The organism is Luteimonas sp. 100069 (assembly GCF_003813845.1).
GTDB classification, from domain to species: Bacteria; Pseudomonadota; Gammaproteobacteria; order Xanthomonadales; family Xanthomonadaceae; genus Luteimonas; species Luteimonas chenhongjianii.
This window is the reverse complement of sequence record NZ_RPFN01000001.1, coordinates 508,060-521,324: the sequence shown is the minus strand read 5'-3', so window position 1 is coordinate 521,324 and position 13,265 is coordinate 508,060. Positions and strand designations below refer to the sequence as shown.

The following is a 13,265-nucleotide window of genomic DNA, read 5'->3' as shown; positions in this document are numbered from 1 at the left end:
GCGGCTGCTAAAATCCGCGGTCTTCCCGCCAGATGACGGCTGCCGTGACCGCTCCCACTCCCCTGACCTACCGCGACGCCGGCGTCGACATCGATGCCGGCAATGAACTCGTCGAACGCATCAAGCCGCTGGTCAAGCGCAGCTTCCGCCCCGAGGTGATGGGTGGCCTGGGCGGTTTCGGCGCGCTGTTCGACCTGTCGGGCAAGTACCGCGAGCCGGTACTGGTCTCGGGCACCGACGGCGTGGGCACCAAGCTCAAGCTCGCCCAGCAGTTCGGCCGCCACGACACGATCGGCATCGATCTGGTCGCGATGTGCGTCAACGACGTGCTGGTGCAGGGCGCCGAGCCACTGTTCTTCCTCGACTACTTCGCCACCGGCAAGCTCGACATCGATACCACCGCGGCCGTCATCGGCGGCATCGCGCGCGGCTGCGAGCTCTCGGGCTGCGCGTTGATCGGCGGCGAGACCGCCGAGATGCCGGACATGTACGCGATCGGCGAATACGACCTGGCCGGCTTCACCGTGGGCGCGGTCGAGAAGTCCGAACTGCGCGACGGTGGCAAGGTCCGCGCCGGCGACGCGCTGATCGGCATCGCGTCGAGCGGGCCGCATTCCAACGGCTACTCGCTGATCCGGCGCATCTTCGAACGTGCCGCCCGCCCGGACGATATCGAGGTCGGCGGCGTGAATCTGGTCGATGCGCTGATGGCGCCGACCACGCTGTACGTGAAGCCGGTGCTCGAACTGCTGCGCTCCGAGCTCGGCCCGCAGCTGCATGCGATGGCCCACGTCACCGGCGGCGGCCTGACCGAGAACATCATCCGCGTGATTCCCGACGGCCTTGGCCTGACCATCGACGCATCGTCCTGGCCGCAGCCGCCGGTGTTCGAGTGGCTGCAGCGCGAGGGCGCGGTTGCCGACCACGAAATGTGGCGCACGTTCAACTGCGGCATCGGCTTCGTGCTGGTGGTTCCGGCAGAGGCCGTGGCCGCATTCGGCGCCGCGCTCGATGGCCTGGGCCTGGCGCACTGGCGGATCGGCGAAGTGGTCACGGCCGGCGACGGCGAACGTGTCCGCATCGGCTGAGGCCGCCCCGGCGCAGGCCCTCGACGACGAGCCCCTGCACCTGCTGCCGATTCCCCCCCGCCCTCCTCGCCAGCCCGACTGGCCGGCGCGCATTGCGACCGGCCGTCCATCCGGCGCTTTGACCGGCATGACAGGCGGGCGCCTCACCGCAGACGCGGCTGCACGTTTTTCCCGCACTATCGTCACTGCCTTGGCGTCAATCCTCGTCGCGCAGCGATTGATGGTCGCCGCGCCGGCGTGGACCAGGCGCGGTAGCGAGGTCGCCTGAGATGCCGTTGCGAATCGCGGTACTGGCCTCCGGGCGCGGCAGCAACCTGCAGGCGATCGTCGACGCGATCGACGCGGGCACGCTGGACGCGGAAGTGACCGGCGTCTGGTCGGACCGTGGCGATGCCCAGGCCCTGGCACGCGCGCGCGGCGCAGGCATTCCCGCCCGGGCGATGCGCCCGCGCGATTTCGCCGACCGCCCCAGCCATGACAGCGCGATGTTCGATGCGATCGACGCCGACGACCCGGACCTGATCGTCTGCGCCGGTTACATGCGCCTGATCGGCGCCCACGTCCTGGCATCGCGGGCAGGCCGCCTGATCAACATCCACCCTTCCCTGCTGCCTGCATTCAAGGGTCTGCACACCCATCAGCGCGCGCTCGAGGCCGGCGTCGCCGAACACGGCGGCAGCGTGCACTTCGTCACCGCCGAACTCGATGGCGGGCCGGTGATCGCACAGGCCCGGGTCCCGGTGCTGGCGGACGACGACGCGGCGCGGCTGGCCGCGCGCGTGCTCGCGCGCGAGCACCCGTTGCTGCTGGAAACGCTGCGCTGGATCGCCGCGGGACGGGTGCGCTGGCAGGCCGACGGGGTGCATGTCGACGGCAGAATGGCCACTGCGCCGCTTCAGCTGGCAGCCACAGACCGGTTCGCATGATGGCGCACCGATGCGCGCCTCCCTGCCCCTGCTGCTGACATCCCTGATGCTGGCCCTTGCGCCGGCGGTTTCGCATGCGGACGATCTGCAGCCTTTCGTGGCTACCTACGACGCCTGGTACCAAGGCAAACAGGCCGGCACCGCGACCATGCGACTGCAGCCCGAGGGCGCCCAGTGGCGGATCGATCTTGGAATCCGCGGCAACCGCGGCTTCGCCGGCATCCTCGGCCTGAACCTTCAACAGGACACCCTGTTCGATGTGGCCGCGGGCATCTACCGGCCGCTGCGCCAGACCACGACGCGCAAGGCCGCCGTGTTCTTCAACCGCAAAATCGAGGGCATCTACGACTGGAGTCGGGGTGTCGCCCGCTGGACCGGCGATCTGAGCAAGCGCCGGCGCGATCCCGTGCCGCTGCAGCCCGGGGACATGAGCGCGTTGCTGATCAATCTGGCGGTCATGCGAGATGCGGCCCCGGGCGCGGCGCTGAACTACCGCTTCGTCGATGGCGGCCGGGTGCGCGACTACGCCTATCAGGCGGCGGCGGAGCCCGAGATCCTTCCGGTCGGCGAGATGAGCTATTCGGCGCTGCGCGTTTCACGGACCAATGGTGGCAATGACGAGATGATCATCTGGGTCGCGGCAGGCGTACCGACGCCGATCCGCATCCTGCAACGTGAAGACGGCGAGGACGCAGTCGACCTGCGCCTGGTCGAATACCAAGGAGCTCCATGATGAAGTGCAACAAGCCCATGTCACGCCTGATCGCTGCGACCGGCGCGGCTGTGCTCGCCATCGCCACGCTGCCCGCGCTGGCGATCGAGCCGTTCAACGCGACCTACCAGGCCAACTACATGGGCATGCGCGCCCAGGCGAAGATGACCCTCGCCCAGGAGTCCGACAACCGCTGGAAGTACGGGCTCGAAGTCACCGGCGCCGGCGCGCGCCTGGAACAGGTCACCACCTTCGAAGCCAACGGCGAGCAGTGGCGTCCCGTGTCGAGCAGCGATTCCCAGCGCGGCGAATCCGGCATCGCGGCCATGCTGTTGAAGAACCGGGAATTGAACACCGCCTACGACTGGAACGCGGGAGAAGCGCGCTTCAGTGGCGATGTCCGCGAGGGCCAGGCCGGGCCGGTGAAACTCCAGCCGGGCGATCTGGACGGCATGCTGATGAACCTCGTGCTGGTACGCGACGTGCAGGCCGGCAAGTCGCCGCTGCGCTATCGCCTGGTCGAGGACGGGCGCGCCAAGCGCCAGGTGTTCGAGCGCGAAGGCACCGAGCAGGTCACGGTGGGTGGACGGACGCTCGATGCGACCAAGGTGGTGCGCACCGACGGGCGTCGCCAGATCATCGCCTGGGTCGTCGACGGCATGCCGGTACCCGCGCGGCTGCTGCAGCGCCGCGACGGCAAGGACCAGATCGACATGCGGTTGCAGGCAGTGAACTGACCCCCGCGCCCCCCGCGCAATGCGAAAAGGCCCCGCGATGCGGGGCCTTTTCGTTCATGGGTGGCTGCGCCCCTGCGGAAGCGGTGACGCTCAGGGCGCGGCCTCGGTCCGGCATTCCAGTCGGATCGACTCGTCGCTGTCGCGCCAGCGATAGTCGACGCAGCTGCGCTGGCCTTCCGTGCTGCGGACCGCCTTCACCGAGAAGAACCCCTGCAGGATCTCGCGGCGGGTCAGCTCGCCGTCCTCGTTCCAGTCCATGTCCCGGAACGCCATGCCGCTGAGCGCGGCGGCGCCCGTGTAGCTCATCCAGCCCAGACCCAACAGCACGGCCGCGATCGTTACGAACAGGGCCATGCGACGTTTCGTGATCCGCGCGTTGAACGCCACCGTCAGCGCACCCGCCGGATCTGCGCGCCGAGGCCGGAGAGCTTGCGCTCGATGTGTTCGTAGCCACGGTCCAGATGGTAGATGCGGTCGATCAGGGTTTCGCCCTCGGCCACGAGCCCTGCCAGGATCAGCGAAGCCGACGCGCGCAGGTCGGTCGCCATCACCGGGGCCCCGCTCAGGCGCTCGACGCCGCGGACGCTGGCGCGCGGGCCGTCGATGTCGATCACCGCGCCCAGCCGCATCAGCTCGCTGACGTGCATGAAGCGGTTCTCGAAGATCGTCTCGTCGATCGTGCCCGTTCCTTCGGCGATGCAGTTCATGGCCATGAACTGCGCCTGCATATCGGTCGGGAAGCCCGGATGCGGCGCGGTGACGATATCGATCGCGCGCGGCCGCCGTCCCTGCATGTCGACGGTGATCCGGTCGCCGTCGATCTCCACGGACGCACCGGCATGGCGCAGCCGCTCGACCACCGCGCCGAGCGTGTCGGGGCGCGCGCCGACTGCGGTGACACGACCGCGCGTCATTGCCGCGGCGACGAGGAAGGTGCCGGTCTCGATCCGGTCGGCGATGACCGCATGGCTCGCACCGTGCAGCCGCTCGACGCCGCGCACTTCGATGCGCGAGGTACCGGCGCCGCGGATGTCGGCGCCCATCGCGATCAGGCACTCGGCCAGATCGACGATTTCGGGCTCGCGCGCGGCGTTGTCGATCAAAGTGACACCATCGGCGAGCGTCGCCGCCATCAACACGTTTTCGGTCGCGCCGACACTGATGGTCTCGAACACCACGTGCCCGCCGCGCAGGCGCTCGGCACTGGCCCGGATGAAGCCGTGTTCGACGGTGATCCGCGCACCCAGCGCTTCGAGCGCCTTGATATGCAGATCCACCGGACGGGCGCCGATCGCGCAGCCGCCCGGCAGGGAGACCTCGGCCGCGCCATGGCGTGCGAGGAGAGGCCCGAGCACCAGCACCGACGCACGCATCGTGCGCACCAGCTCGTAGGGCGCCACGTGGCTGCTGACGCTGCGGGGATCGACGGTCACCCGCCCGGACTCGACATCGTGCTCGACGCCCGCGCCCAGCCCCGACAGCAGCTTGGCCGTGGTCAGCACGTCGTGCAGGTGCGGGACGTTGGTGACTTCGACGGGTGAATCGGCCAGCAGGGTCGCGCAGAGGATCGGCAGCACGGCGTTCTTGGCGCCGGAAATGCGCACCTCACCCTGCAGCGTGGCTCCGCCGGTGACAACGATCCGGTCCATCAGCCCTGCCCCGCGCCGGTGGCTGCCGCGTGTTCGTCCGGGGTCCGGGTCACGAGTGCGAGCGCGTGGATCTCGCGGCCCATCAGCGGGCCGAGGGTCGCGTAGACCATGCGGTGGCGGGCGAGCGGCAGCTTGCCGGCGAAGGCGGGCGAGACGATCAGTGCCTCGAAGTGCACGCCGTCGTCCCCCTGCACGTTCGCCACGGCATCGGGCATCCCCTTGAGGATGAGGTCGGTGATGGTCTGGGTATCCAAGAATCGGGTCCTGTAGCGGCGCAGCGTGCCGTGATCGTCGCTGCGCCGGGTGAAGCGCGCATGAGCCCTCAGCACCGACGCTGCCTGTCGCGGAGCATTCACGCGGCGTAGCGCATAAAATGAATGGCTTAGCCTAACGGAAAAGCCCTGTGCCGGATATGGTCGAAAGCGCCCGAAACGCCCCCGCCCGGGGGGCCGGTTTCGCCGCCAGCGGACGCCGCGTCTTCGAGATCGAGGTGCAGGGGCTGCAGGCGGTCGCGGCGCGTCTGGACGGGGAATTCTCCGAGGCCTGCGCGCGCATGCTGGCCTGCCGCGGACGCGTGGTCTGCACCGGCATGGGCAAGTCCGGTCACGTGGCGCGCAAGATCGCCGCCACCCTGGCCTCCACCGGCACGCCGGCGTTCTATGTCCACCCGGGCGAGGCCGGCCACGGCGATCTCGGCATGATCACCGATGCCGATGTCGTGCTGGCCCTGTCCTATTCGGGCGAGTCCGACGAGATCCTGATGCTGCTGCCGGTGCTCAAGCGTCAGGGCAACCCGCTGATCGCGATGACTGGTCGCGCGAACTCGACGATGGCCCGCGCCGCGGACATCCATCTCGACATCAGCGTGCCGGCCGAGGCCTGTCCGCTTGCGCTTGCGCCGACGTCGAGCACCACCGCCTCGCTGGCGATGGGCGACGCACTGGCGGTGGCGATGCTGGAAGCACGCGGCTTCACGGCCGACGATTTCGCCCGTTCGCACCCTGCCGGGGCGCTCGGGCGCCGCCTGTTGCTGCACATCCGCGACGTCATGCACGGAGGAGGCGAGATTCCGGCGGTGACCGCAGACGCCTCGCTGGCCGATGCGCTGATGGAGATGAGCCGCAAGCGACTGGGCATGACCGTCGTCGTCGATGAAGCCCAGCGACTGATCGGCCTGTATACCGACGGCGACCTGCGTCGCACCCTGACCGACCCGGCGATCGACGTGCGCAATGCGCGCATTGCCGACGTCATGACCCGCGACCCGATCGCAATCGGCGCGGACGCGCTCGCGGTCGAGGCCGCGCGGCTGATGGAAACCCGCAAGATCACCATGCTGCCGGTCGTCGACGAGGCGCGCCGTGTGGTCGGCGCACTCAATGTTCAGGACCTGTTGCGCGCCCGCGTGGTGTAACCGAGGCCCTGTTCAGAAGATGCCGGACCAATCCGCCCCCATGCCAGCCAGCCTGCCGTTCGCCGATGTTCCCGGCGCGATCCTTGCCCGCGCCGCGCGCGTGCGCCTGGCCTGTTTCGACGTCGACGGCACGCTGACCAATGGCGATCTCGCCTTCGACAGCGATGGTCGAGAGATCAAGACCTTCCATGTTCACGATGGCCAGGGCCTGGTGCTGCTGCGCAAGGCAGGCATCGGAGTCGCGCTGGTGACCGCGCGCAAGGGCGGCATCGTCGAGCGCCGCGCCGCGGATCTGGGTGTGGAGGCGCATGTGCATGTGGCCGACAAGCGTGCGCGGGTCGAATCGCTGTGCGCGGCGCTCGGTATCGGCCTGGACGAGGCGGCCTTCATGGGCGATGACCTCGCCGACGTGGGCGCGATGCGCGCGGTCGGCCTGGCGGTGGCGCCTGCCGATGCCCATGCCTGCGCCGGCGACAGCGCCCACTGGCGCACCCGCGCCGGCGGCGGTCGCGGCGCCGGGCGCGAACTGTGCGATCTGATCCTGCATGCGCAGGGACGGCTTGCCGGCATCCACGCCGACGGACGGATCTCGTGAACTGGCGGCTGACCCTCACCGTGGTGTTGTTGCTGGGGGCACTGGTGTCCGGCTGGTCGGTCTGGCGGCAGAACGACAGCATCATCCCGGAGGATGCGGCCGACGGCAGGACCGACTACCTGCTGCGCGATTTCGACATCGTCGCCCTCAACAATGAAGGTCGCGAAGCCTTTTCGCTGCAGGCACCCGAGCTGCAACAGACCCCGGGCGCACGCACCCTGGAGCTGGTGACACCGCTGTTCCTGATCCCGGAATCCGATGGCGAGGGGCGCTGGACCGTTCGCGCAAAGACGGGCTGGGTGTCGGAGAGCAACGACGAAGTCCGTCTGCGCGGCGAAGTCGTTGCCGACAGCCCCGAAGGCTATCCGCGTCCGACCCGCATGCGCACCGAAGCGCTGAACGTCTTTCCGCAGCGCAACCACGCCACGTCCGAGGTCCTCGTGGATGTCGTCCAGCCCGGTTTTACAATGCAGGGCACGGGCATGCGTGCCGACCTCGATTCGGGACGGATCGAGCTTCTCTCCGAGGTGAAACTCCGCAATGAACCGAACTCCCGCCGTTAGCCTGCTGCTGCTTGCAGCCCTTGCCGTGCCGATGGGCGCGGCCGCGAAGTCGTCCGACCGCAACCAGCCGATCGATGTCGATGCGGGCACAAGCGATTGCTCGGTCAGCGACGAGCGCCTGCCGTGCCTGCTCACCAGTGGCGTGACGATCACCCAGGGCACCCTCGAAATCCAGGCGACCCGTGCCGATCTGCGCCGCAGCAATGGTGAATTCCAGCGCGTGATCCTCAACGGCAGCCCGGTGAAGATGAAGCAGCAGATGGATGATGGCGGCTGGGTGGACGCGACCGCGGCGCAAGCCGACTACAACATGCCGAGCGACACCGTCGTGCTGACCGGCAACGCCGTCGTGAACCAGCCCGGCCAGGGCAAGATCGAAGGCCAGCGCATCGTCTACAACATGTCGACCGGCCGCGTGCAGGGCGGCGGCGAAGGCCAGGGCCGCGTGCGCATGCAGTTCCAGCCGCGCACCCCGCAACCCGCGCAGCCTGCGGCGCAGGGCGGCCGCTGATGCTCGTCGCCGAAGGTCTGCGCAAACGCTACAAGCAGCGCGAAGTCGTCAGGGAATTCGGACTGACGCTGGAGCCGGGCGAGGTCGTCGGCCTGCTCGGGCCCAACGGCGCCGGCAAGACCACCTGCTTCTACATGATCGTCGGCCTGGTGCCGGCCGACGCCGGACGCATCGTGCTCGACGGCCACGACATCACCGCCGAGCCCATGTACATGCGCGCCAAGCTCGGCGTCGGTTATCTGCCGCAGGAGCCATCGGTGTTCCGCAAGCTGAGCGTCGCGGACAACATCATGCTGGTGCTGGAGCTGCGCGAAGATCTCGACAAGGCCGGGCGCCAGAAGGCGCTTGCAGACCTGATGGACGAGTTGCAGATCACCCATGTCGCCGACCAGGCCGGTGCCAGCCTCTCGGGCGGCGAACGCAGACGCGTGGAGATCGCCCGTGCACTTGCCGCGAACCCGCGGATGATGCTGCTCGACGAACCCTTCGCCGGTGTCGATCCGATTTCCGTCGGCGAGATCCAGCGCATCGTCACCCATCTCAAGGCGCGCGGCATCGGCGTACTGATCACCGACCACAATGTCCGTGAGACCTTGGGTATCTGTGACCGGGCGTATATCCTCAGCGACGGCGCCGTCCTCGCACAGGGAGCTCCGGACGCGCTGCTGGCCAATCCGGATGTGCGTCGCGTCTACCTGGGGGAATCCTTCCGCCTGTAGTCGGCGCCGCATCCGGCCAGGGGAGTGCCGGGATGATGAAGCCAAGACTGCAGACATCGCTGGGGCAGCATCTGGTCATGACGCCACAGTTGCGTCAGGCACTGCATCTGCTTCAGTTGTCGTCGGTGGAACTGGAGTCGGAAATCGCCGCTGCGGTCGAGAGCAATCCCCTGCTCGACTGGGATGAGACGGCGCCGATCTCGACCCTGCCGGTATCCGAGCGCACCCGGGACACGGACGATTCGAACGCCCCCGATTCCGCGGAGCGCGAGGCCGCGCAGTCCTGGGAGGGCGATGGCGACGAACGCTGGCCCGAGCGCGGCGCGAGCGGCGGTCACAGTGGCGACCGCGATGGCGACAGCGATCCTGCCGACCGCATGGTCCAGACCGAAAGCCTGCAGGACCATCTGTTCTGGCAGCTGCACCTGAGCACGATGTCGGCGCGCGACCGCAACATCGGTATTGCGCTGATCGACGCGATCGACGATGACGGATACCTGCGCGAATCGCTTGACGACATCGCCGCGGCGTTGCTGCCCGAAACCAGCGCGAACGCCGCGGAGATCGCCGCCGTACTGTGTCGCGTACAGCGCTTCGATCCTGCGGGAGTAGGCGCGCGCAGCCTGAGCGAATGCCTGTGCCTGCAGCTCGACACCTTGCCCGCCGCGACGCCCAGCCTTGAGCTGGCCCGGCGTGCGGCGCGCGAGCAGATCGAGCGGCTGCCCAAGCTGGGCACTTCAGGGCTCGCCGATGCCCTGGGCTGCACGGTCGAGGAAGCTGCATCCGCACTGCAACTGCTGCGCAGTCTCGACCCCAGGCCCGGCGCGCAGATCGGCAACGTGCCGCACGACAACTACGTCACGCCGGATTGCGTGATCACGCGCCAGAACGGCGTCTGGCGGGTCGTGCTGGCCGGTTCGCACGCGCCGCGCCTGACCATCCACCGCGGCTACGAGCAGATGATCCAGCACTGCGGCGCGAGCGATGCGGGTTATCTGAAGGGCCGCCTGCAGGAAGCGCGCTGGCTGCTGAAGAACATCGAGGCGCGCGGCGAGACCCTGCTCAAGGTCATGCGCTGCCTGGTGCGCCAGCAATCGGGTTTCCTCGAGTTCGGCAAGCGGGCCCTGCGGCCGCTGACGCTGCGTGAAGTTGCCGAAGAGATCGGCATGCACGAATCCACGGTCTCGCGCGCCGTCGCGCGCAAGTACGTCCATACGCCGCGCGGCACCCTGTCGCTGAAGGAGTTCTTCGACTCCGGCGTCGGCACCGAAGGCGGCGGCGAGGCATCGAGCACCGCGATCCAGCAGATGATCCGCAGCCTGGTCGAGGCCGAGAACCCGCGCAAACCGCTGTCGGACGCCCGCCTGGCCGAACTGCTCAAGGCCGCCGGCGTACCGGTGGCGCGCCGCACGGTGGCGAAATACCGCGAAGCGCTGCACATCGCGTCGTCGCACGAGCGGGTACGCATCGCCTGAATGTGCGCCCGCCTGACCGGGACCCATGCATCCGGTCGGCAGCGCTTGCACCCGGCCCCTGCCGCGCTACTCTGGGGCCGATCGCCCGCGATCGCGGGCGGGTCCTTCCCGAACCGTAGAAGGAGTTTGCCGATGCAAGTCGAAACCCATGGCCACCAGCTCGAGGTGACGCCCGCGCTGCGCGAACACGTGGAAACCAAATTCCAGAAGCTCGCCAGACACTTCGACAGACCGCTGGACGTGCGCACCCAGTTGCGCGTCGACAAACCGCACCACAAGGCCGAGGCCACCATGCGGATCGCCGGCAAGGCCCTCCACGCCGATGCCAGCGCGGCAGACATGTATGTCGCCATCGACCAGCTCGCCGACAAGCTCGATCGCCTGCTGGTCAAGCACCGCAAGAAGGTCGTCGACCACCACCGCGGGGAGAACCCTGCACGCGACGGTACTTTCGGCTAGGCTGCGGCTCCCCAGGTACACGCCTCCGGGCTTCGCGGCATGCCCTTTTCCGATCTGCTTTCGGCCGACCGCATCGTCATGGTGGTGGCGCCCGGTTCCCGCGATGTCGTCCTGGACTCCGCAGCGCGCCTGCTTGCGGGCGATTCGCCCACGCTGACCCCGCTGCTCGCCCACGCCTTGCGTGACCGCGAGCAGTTGGGCAGCACCGGGATCGGACACGGGGTTGCGATTCCGCATGCGCGCAGCACCGCATTCCGCGAACCACGGGCGGCATTCCTGCGCCTGTCGCATCCGGTCGACTTCAACGCGGCCGATGGCCAGCCGGTGGATCTGGTGTTCGCGATGTGCGTGCCTGACCAGCAGGTCGAACAACACCTGCAGACGCTGGCGGGCCTGGTGGAGCGCTTCGCCGACGCCGGATTCCGCGATGCCGTGCGTCAGGCGCGCGACCTGACGCAGCTGCGCGGGCTGTTGCTCGATCCTGCGGCGCCAGCCGCGGGGGCGGCGCCATGAACGCAAGTATCCAGGCGCAGGAGCTCTTCGCGCAGCTGCACGAGCGTCTGGGCCTGCGCTGGCTGGCCGGCCAGCATGGCGGACAAAAGGTGCTCGAGTCGGTCGAGACCATTGCCCGCCGCCCTTCGCTCGCCGGCTATCTCAACATCATCTATCCCAACAAGGTGCAGATCCTCGGGACCGAGGAGCTGGCATGGCTCGACGGCCTGGATTCGCGGCTGCGCTGGGAGACCATCGAACGCGTCATCCAGTACCGGCCGCTGGCGATCGTCATCAGCAAGGATCAGCCCTGCCCCGAGGACCTGCGCGAGGCGGCGGATGAATCGCAGACGCCGCTGTGGAGTTCGCCCAACCGCGGCCACGAGCTGCTCAACCTGTTGCAGTACCACCTCGCCCGGCAGCTCGCGCCGCGCATCACCCTGCATGGCGTCTTCATGGAGGTGTATTCGATCGGCGTGCTGATCACCGGCGAGTCCGGCTCGGGCAAGAGCGAGCTCGCGCTGGAGCTGATCACCCGTGGCCATCGGCTGGTCGCCGACGACGCGCCGGAGTTCACCCAGATTGCGCCCGACGTGCTCGACGGCACCTGCCCCGAACTGCTGCAGGACCTGCTGGAACTGCGCGGCCTGGGGGTTCTGAACATCCGCGAGATGTTCGGCGATACCGCGGTGAAGCGGAACAAGTACCTGCGCCTGATCATCCATCTCAGCCGTCCCAACGCCGACACGATGGCCGGTGATGGCGACGGCATGGTGCGCCTGACCGGCGATCTGGGCGTGCGTCGGCTCCTCGACCTCGATGTGCCATTGATCACCCTGCCGGTGATGCCGGGCCGCAATCTGGCGGTGCTCGCCGAAGCGGCAACGCGCATCCACATCCTGCGAACCAAGGGGCTCGATCCCGCCGCGGCGTTCCTCGCCCGTCATTCACAGTTCCTGGAACGGGGCGCCCCATGAAAGAAACCACCCCGCCCCTCTTCTATGTCGTGAGCGGCCTGTCGGGCAGCGGCAAGTCCGTTGCGCTGCGCACATTCGAAGACCTGGACTTCTACTGCGTCGACAACCTGCCGGCGGCGATGCTCGCCGACTTCGTCGCCAGCGTGACCCGCGCCGACGAGCCGCCGCGCCGGCTCGCCGTGGGCATCGACGTGCGCAACCGCCACACCGACCTGTCGAAGGTACCCGGCTGGCTGGCCGGGGTGGGCGCGCTGGGGCTCGACCCGCGACTGGTGTTCTTCGAAACCGGGAACGAGGTGCTGCTGCGGCGCTTCGCCGACACCCGCCGCAGGCATCCGCTGAGCCGCGTAGGGCTTTCTCTGGCCGATGCGATCGCGCTCGAGCGCAACCTGCTGCGACCGCTGCGCAGCCTCGCCGACACCGTCATCGACACCAGCGACCTCAATGTCCATCAGCTGCGCAGGCGCATCGTCACCGAGCTCAACCTGTCCCAGGACGAGTCGGTGTCGCTGCTGTTCGAATCCTTCGCCTACCGGCGCGGCGTGCCGGCGGACGCCGATTTCGTCTTCGACGCACGCGGCCTGCCCAACCCGCACTGGGATCCGCGGCTGCGACCGCTGTCAGGGCGCGACGCGGACGTGCGCACCTGGTTCGAAGGCCAGGCGGACGTGGGTGACTTCATGGGCCAGGTCGCACAGTTCCTCGACAACTGGCTGCCGCGGCTGCGCAGCGACACGCGCAGCTACGTGACGGTCGCGTTCGGATGCAGCGGCGGCCGGCACCGCTCGGTCTACCTCGCGGAAGCCCTGGCCCGTCACGCGCGCGAGCAGGGATGGCGCGACGTGGCGACCTATCACCGCGAACTCGACTGAGCCGCCTGGGGCCGCGCACGCGGCATTCGGTGTGGTTTGCGACACATTGCACCATGCGTGGTGCTTCCGGCCGGTC

Annotated in this window: 17 protein-coding genes; 14 read left to right on the top strand and 3 right to left on the bottom strand. The window is 68.5% G+C overall.

Annotation, left to right across the window (positions count from 1 at the left end):
- Positions 1–32 precede the first annotated feature (32 nt).
- The 4 genes from purM to EGK76_RS02295 all read left to right on the top strand — a co-directional run bounded on the left by purM (position 33) and on the right by EGK76_RS02295 (position 3,463).
- On the top strand, positions 33–1,088 hold the full coding sequence (gene purM, locus EGK76_RS02310; protein WP_123831519.1) for a phosphoribosylformylglycinamidine cyclo-ligase: 1,056 nt from the start codon (positions 33–35) through the stop codon (positions 1,086–1,088).
- A 269-nt stretch (positions 1,089–1,357) separates the two neighbouring features.
- A complete protein-coding gene (gene purN / locus EGK76_RS02305; RefSeq protein WP_096299501.1) occupies positions 1,358–2,014 on the top strand; it encodes a phosphoribosylglycinamide formyltransferase in 657 nt (218 codons plus the stop codon).
- Positions 2,015–2,060: 46 nt separating this feature from the next.
- Positions 2,061–2,747, top strand: coding sequence for a DUF3108 domain-containing protein (locus tag EGK76_RS02300; RefSeq protein ID WP_233580189.1), 687 nt, complete (start codon positions 2,061–2,063; stop codon positions 2,745–2,747).
- Complete coding sequence (locus EGK76_RS02295) at positions 2,747–3,463, top strand: DUF3108 domain-containing protein (protein ID WP_233580133.1); 717 nt, start codon at positions 2,747–2,749, stop codon at positions 3,461–3,463. The genes EGK76_RS02300 and EGK76_RS02295 overlap by 1 nt, the downstream gene beginning before the upstream one ends.
- A gap of 90 nt (positions 3,464–3,553) precedes the next feature.
- Here EGK76_RS02295 and EGK76_RS02290 read toward each other — a convergent pair whose 3' ends face one another.
- From EGK76_RS02290 to EGK76_RS02280, 3 genes are read right to left on the bottom strand one after another with little or no spacing between them, the layout of a single operon-like run.
- The gene (locus tag EGK76_RS02290) at positions 3,554–3,817 is read right to left on the bottom strand and encodes a hypothetical protein (RefSeq protein ID WP_096300665.1); all 264 of its coding nucleotides are present in this window, start codon (positions 3,815–3,817) and stop codon (positions 3,554–3,556) included.
- 35 nt (positions 3,818–3,852) lie between these two features.
- Positions 3,853–5,112, bottom strand: coding sequence for a UDP-N-acetylglucosamine 1-carboxyvinyltransferase (gene murA, locus EGK76_RS02285; RefSeq protein ID WP_096299505.1), 1,260 nt, complete (start codon positions 5,110–5,112; stop codon positions 3,853–3,855).
- Complete coding sequence (locus tag EGK76_RS02280) at positions 5,112–5,366, bottom strand: BolA/IbaG family iron-sulfur metabolism protein (protein WP_096300666.1); 255 nt, start codon at positions 5,364–5,366, stop codon at positions 5,112–5,114. Before EGK76_RS02280 ends, murA begins: the two co-directional genes overlap by 1 nt.
- 158 nt (positions 5,367–5,524) lie before the next feature.
- Here EGK76_RS02280 and EGK76_RS02275 point away from each other — a divergent pair, with 158 nt between their 5' ends.
- The 10 genes from EGK76_RS02275 to rapZ all read left to right on the top strand — a co-directional run bounded on the left by EGK76_RS02275 (position 5,525) and on the right by rapZ (position 13,189).
- Positions 5,525–6,526 carry a KpsF/GutQ family sugar-phosphate isomerase gene (locus EGK76_RS02275; protein WP_123832037.1) on the top strand — a complete coding sequence of 334 codons (1,002 nt, stop codon included), beginning with the start codon at positions 5,525–5,527 and terminating at the stop codon, positions 6,524–6,526.
- Between the two features lie 40 nt (positions 6,527–6,566).
- Positions 6,567–7,121: an HAD hydrolase family protein gene (locus tag EGK76_RS02270; RefSeq protein WP_123831518.1), complete on the top strand. Its 555-nt coding sequence runs from the start codon at positions 6,567–6,569 to the stop codon at positions 7,119–7,121.
- On the top strand, positions 7,118–7,684 hold the full coding sequence (gene lptC / locus EGK76_RS02265; RefSeq protein ID WP_158613432.1) for an LPS export ABC transporter periplasmic protein LptC: 567 nt from the start codon (positions 7,118–7,120) through the stop codon (positions 7,682–7,684). The genes EGK76_RS02270 and lptC overlap by 4 nt, the downstream gene beginning before the upstream one ends.
- Entirely contained in the window at positions 7,662–8,195 is a 534-nt protein-coding gene (gene lptA / locus EGK76_RS02260) for a lipopolysaccharide transport periplasmic protein LptA (protein WP_096299511.1), read from the top strand. Before lptC ends, lptA begins: the two co-directional genes overlap by 23 nt.
- Complete coding sequence (lptB, locus tag EGK76_RS02255; protein ID WP_096299513.1) at positions 8,195–8,914, top strand: LPS export ABC transporter ATP-binding protein; 720 nt, start codon at positions 8,195–8,197, stop codon at positions 8,912–8,914. Before lptA ends, lptB begins: the two co-directional genes overlap by 1 nt.
- A gap of 35 nt (positions 8,915–8,949) precedes the next feature.
- On the top strand, positions 8,950–10,389 hold the full coding sequence (locus tag EGK76_RS02250; protein ID WP_123832036.1) for an RNA polymerase factor sigma-54: 1,440 nt from the start codon (positions 8,950–8,952) through the stop codon (positions 10,387–10,389).
- Between the two features lie 132 nt (positions 10,390–10,521).
- The gene (gene raiA / locus EGK76_RS02245; RefSeq protein WP_096299515.1) at positions 10,522–10,848 is read left to right on the top strand and encodes a ribosome-associated translation inhibitor RaiA; all 327 of its coding nucleotides are present in this window, start codon (positions 10,522–10,524) and stop codon (positions 10,846–10,848) included.
- Positions 10,849–10,887: 39 nt separating this feature from the next.
- A complete protein-coding gene (locus EGK76_RS02240) occupies positions 10,888–11,361 on the top strand; it encodes a PTS sugar transporter subunit IIA (protein ID WP_123831516.1) in 474 nt (157 codons plus the stop codon).
- A complete protein-coding gene (gene hprK / locus EGK76_RS02235) occupies positions 11,358–12,317 on the top strand; it encodes an HPr(Ser) kinase/phosphatase (protein WP_123831515.1) in 960 nt (319 codons plus the stop codon). The genes EGK76_RS02240 and hprK overlap by 4 nt, the downstream gene beginning before the upstream one ends.
- Positions 12,314–13,189, top strand: a complete 876-nt coding sequence (gene rapZ, locus EGK76_RS02230; protein WP_123831514.1) for an RNase adapter RapZ — start codon at positions 12,314–12,316, stop codon at positions 13,187–13,189. The genes hprK and rapZ overlap by 4 nt, the downstream gene beginning before the upstream one ends.
- Positions 13,190–13,265: the final 76 nt, after the last annotated feature.

What these genes read in the sequence shown, in the direction of transcription:
- hprK (WP_123831515.1), top strand. Translation starts at nt 11,358, where the DNA reads ATGAACGCAAGTATCCAGGCGCAGGAGCTCTTCGCGCAGCTGCACGAG.
- EGK76_RS02290 (WP_096300665.1), bottom strand. Translation starts at nt 3,817, where the DNA reads ATGGCCCTGTTCGTAACGATCGCGGCCGTGCTGTTGGGTCTGGGCTGG.
- EGK76_RS02300 (WP_233580189.1), top strand. Translation starts at nt 2,061, where the DNA reads ATGCTGGCCCTTGCGCCGGCGGTTTCGCATGCGGACGATCTGCAGCCT.
- EGK76_RS02295 (WP_233580133.1), top strand. Translation starts at nt 2,747, where the DNA reads ATGAAGTGCAACAAGCCCATGTCACGCCTGATCGCTGCGACCGGCGCG.
- murA (WP_096299505.1), bottom strand. Translation starts at nt 5,112, where the DNA reads ATGGACCGGATCGTTGTCACCGGCGGAGCCACGCTGCAGGGTGAGGTG.
- EGK76_RS02275 (WP_123832037.1), top strand. Translation starts at nt 5,525, where the DNA reads ATGGTCGAAAGCGCCCGAAACGCCCCCGCCCGGGGGGCCGGTTTCGCC.
- purN (WP_096299501.1), top strand. Translation starts at nt 1,358, where the DNA reads ATGCCGTTGCGAATCGCGGTACTGGCCTCCGGGCGCGGCAGCAACCTG.
- EGK76_RS02250 (WP_123832036.1), top strand. Translation starts at nt 8,950, where the DNA reads ATGAAGCCAAGACTGCAGACATCGCTGGGGCAGCATCTGGTCATGACG.
- EGK76_RS02270 (WP_123831518.1), top strand. Translation starts at nt 6,567, where the DNA reads ATGCCAGCCAGCCTGCCGTTCGCCGATGTTCCCGGCGCGATCCTTGCC.
- lptB (WP_096299513.1), top strand. Translation starts at nt 8,195, where the DNA reads ATGCTCGTCGCCGAAGGTCTGCGCAAACGCTACAAGCAGCGCGAAGTC.
- raiA (WP_096299515.1), top strand. Translation starts at nt 10,522, where the DNA reads ATGCAAGTCGAAACCCATGGCCACCAGCTCGAGGTGACGCCCGCGCTG.
- rapZ (WP_123831514.1), top strand. Translation starts at nt 12,314, where the DNA reads ATGAAAGAAACCACCCCGCCCCTCTTCTATGTCGTGAGCGGCCTGTCG.
- lptA (WP_096299511.1), top strand. Translation starts at nt 7,662, where the DNA reads ATGAACCGAACTCCCGCCGTTAGCCTGCTGCTGCTTGCAGCCCTTGCC.
- EGK76_RS02240 (WP_123831516.1), top strand. Translation starts at nt 10,888, where the DNA reads ATGCCCTTTTCCGATCTGCTTTCGGCCGACCGCATCGTCATGGTGGTG.
- purM (WP_123831519.1), top strand. Translation starts at nt 33, where the DNA reads ATGACGGCTGCCGTGACCGCTCCCACTCCCCTGACCTACCGCGACGCC.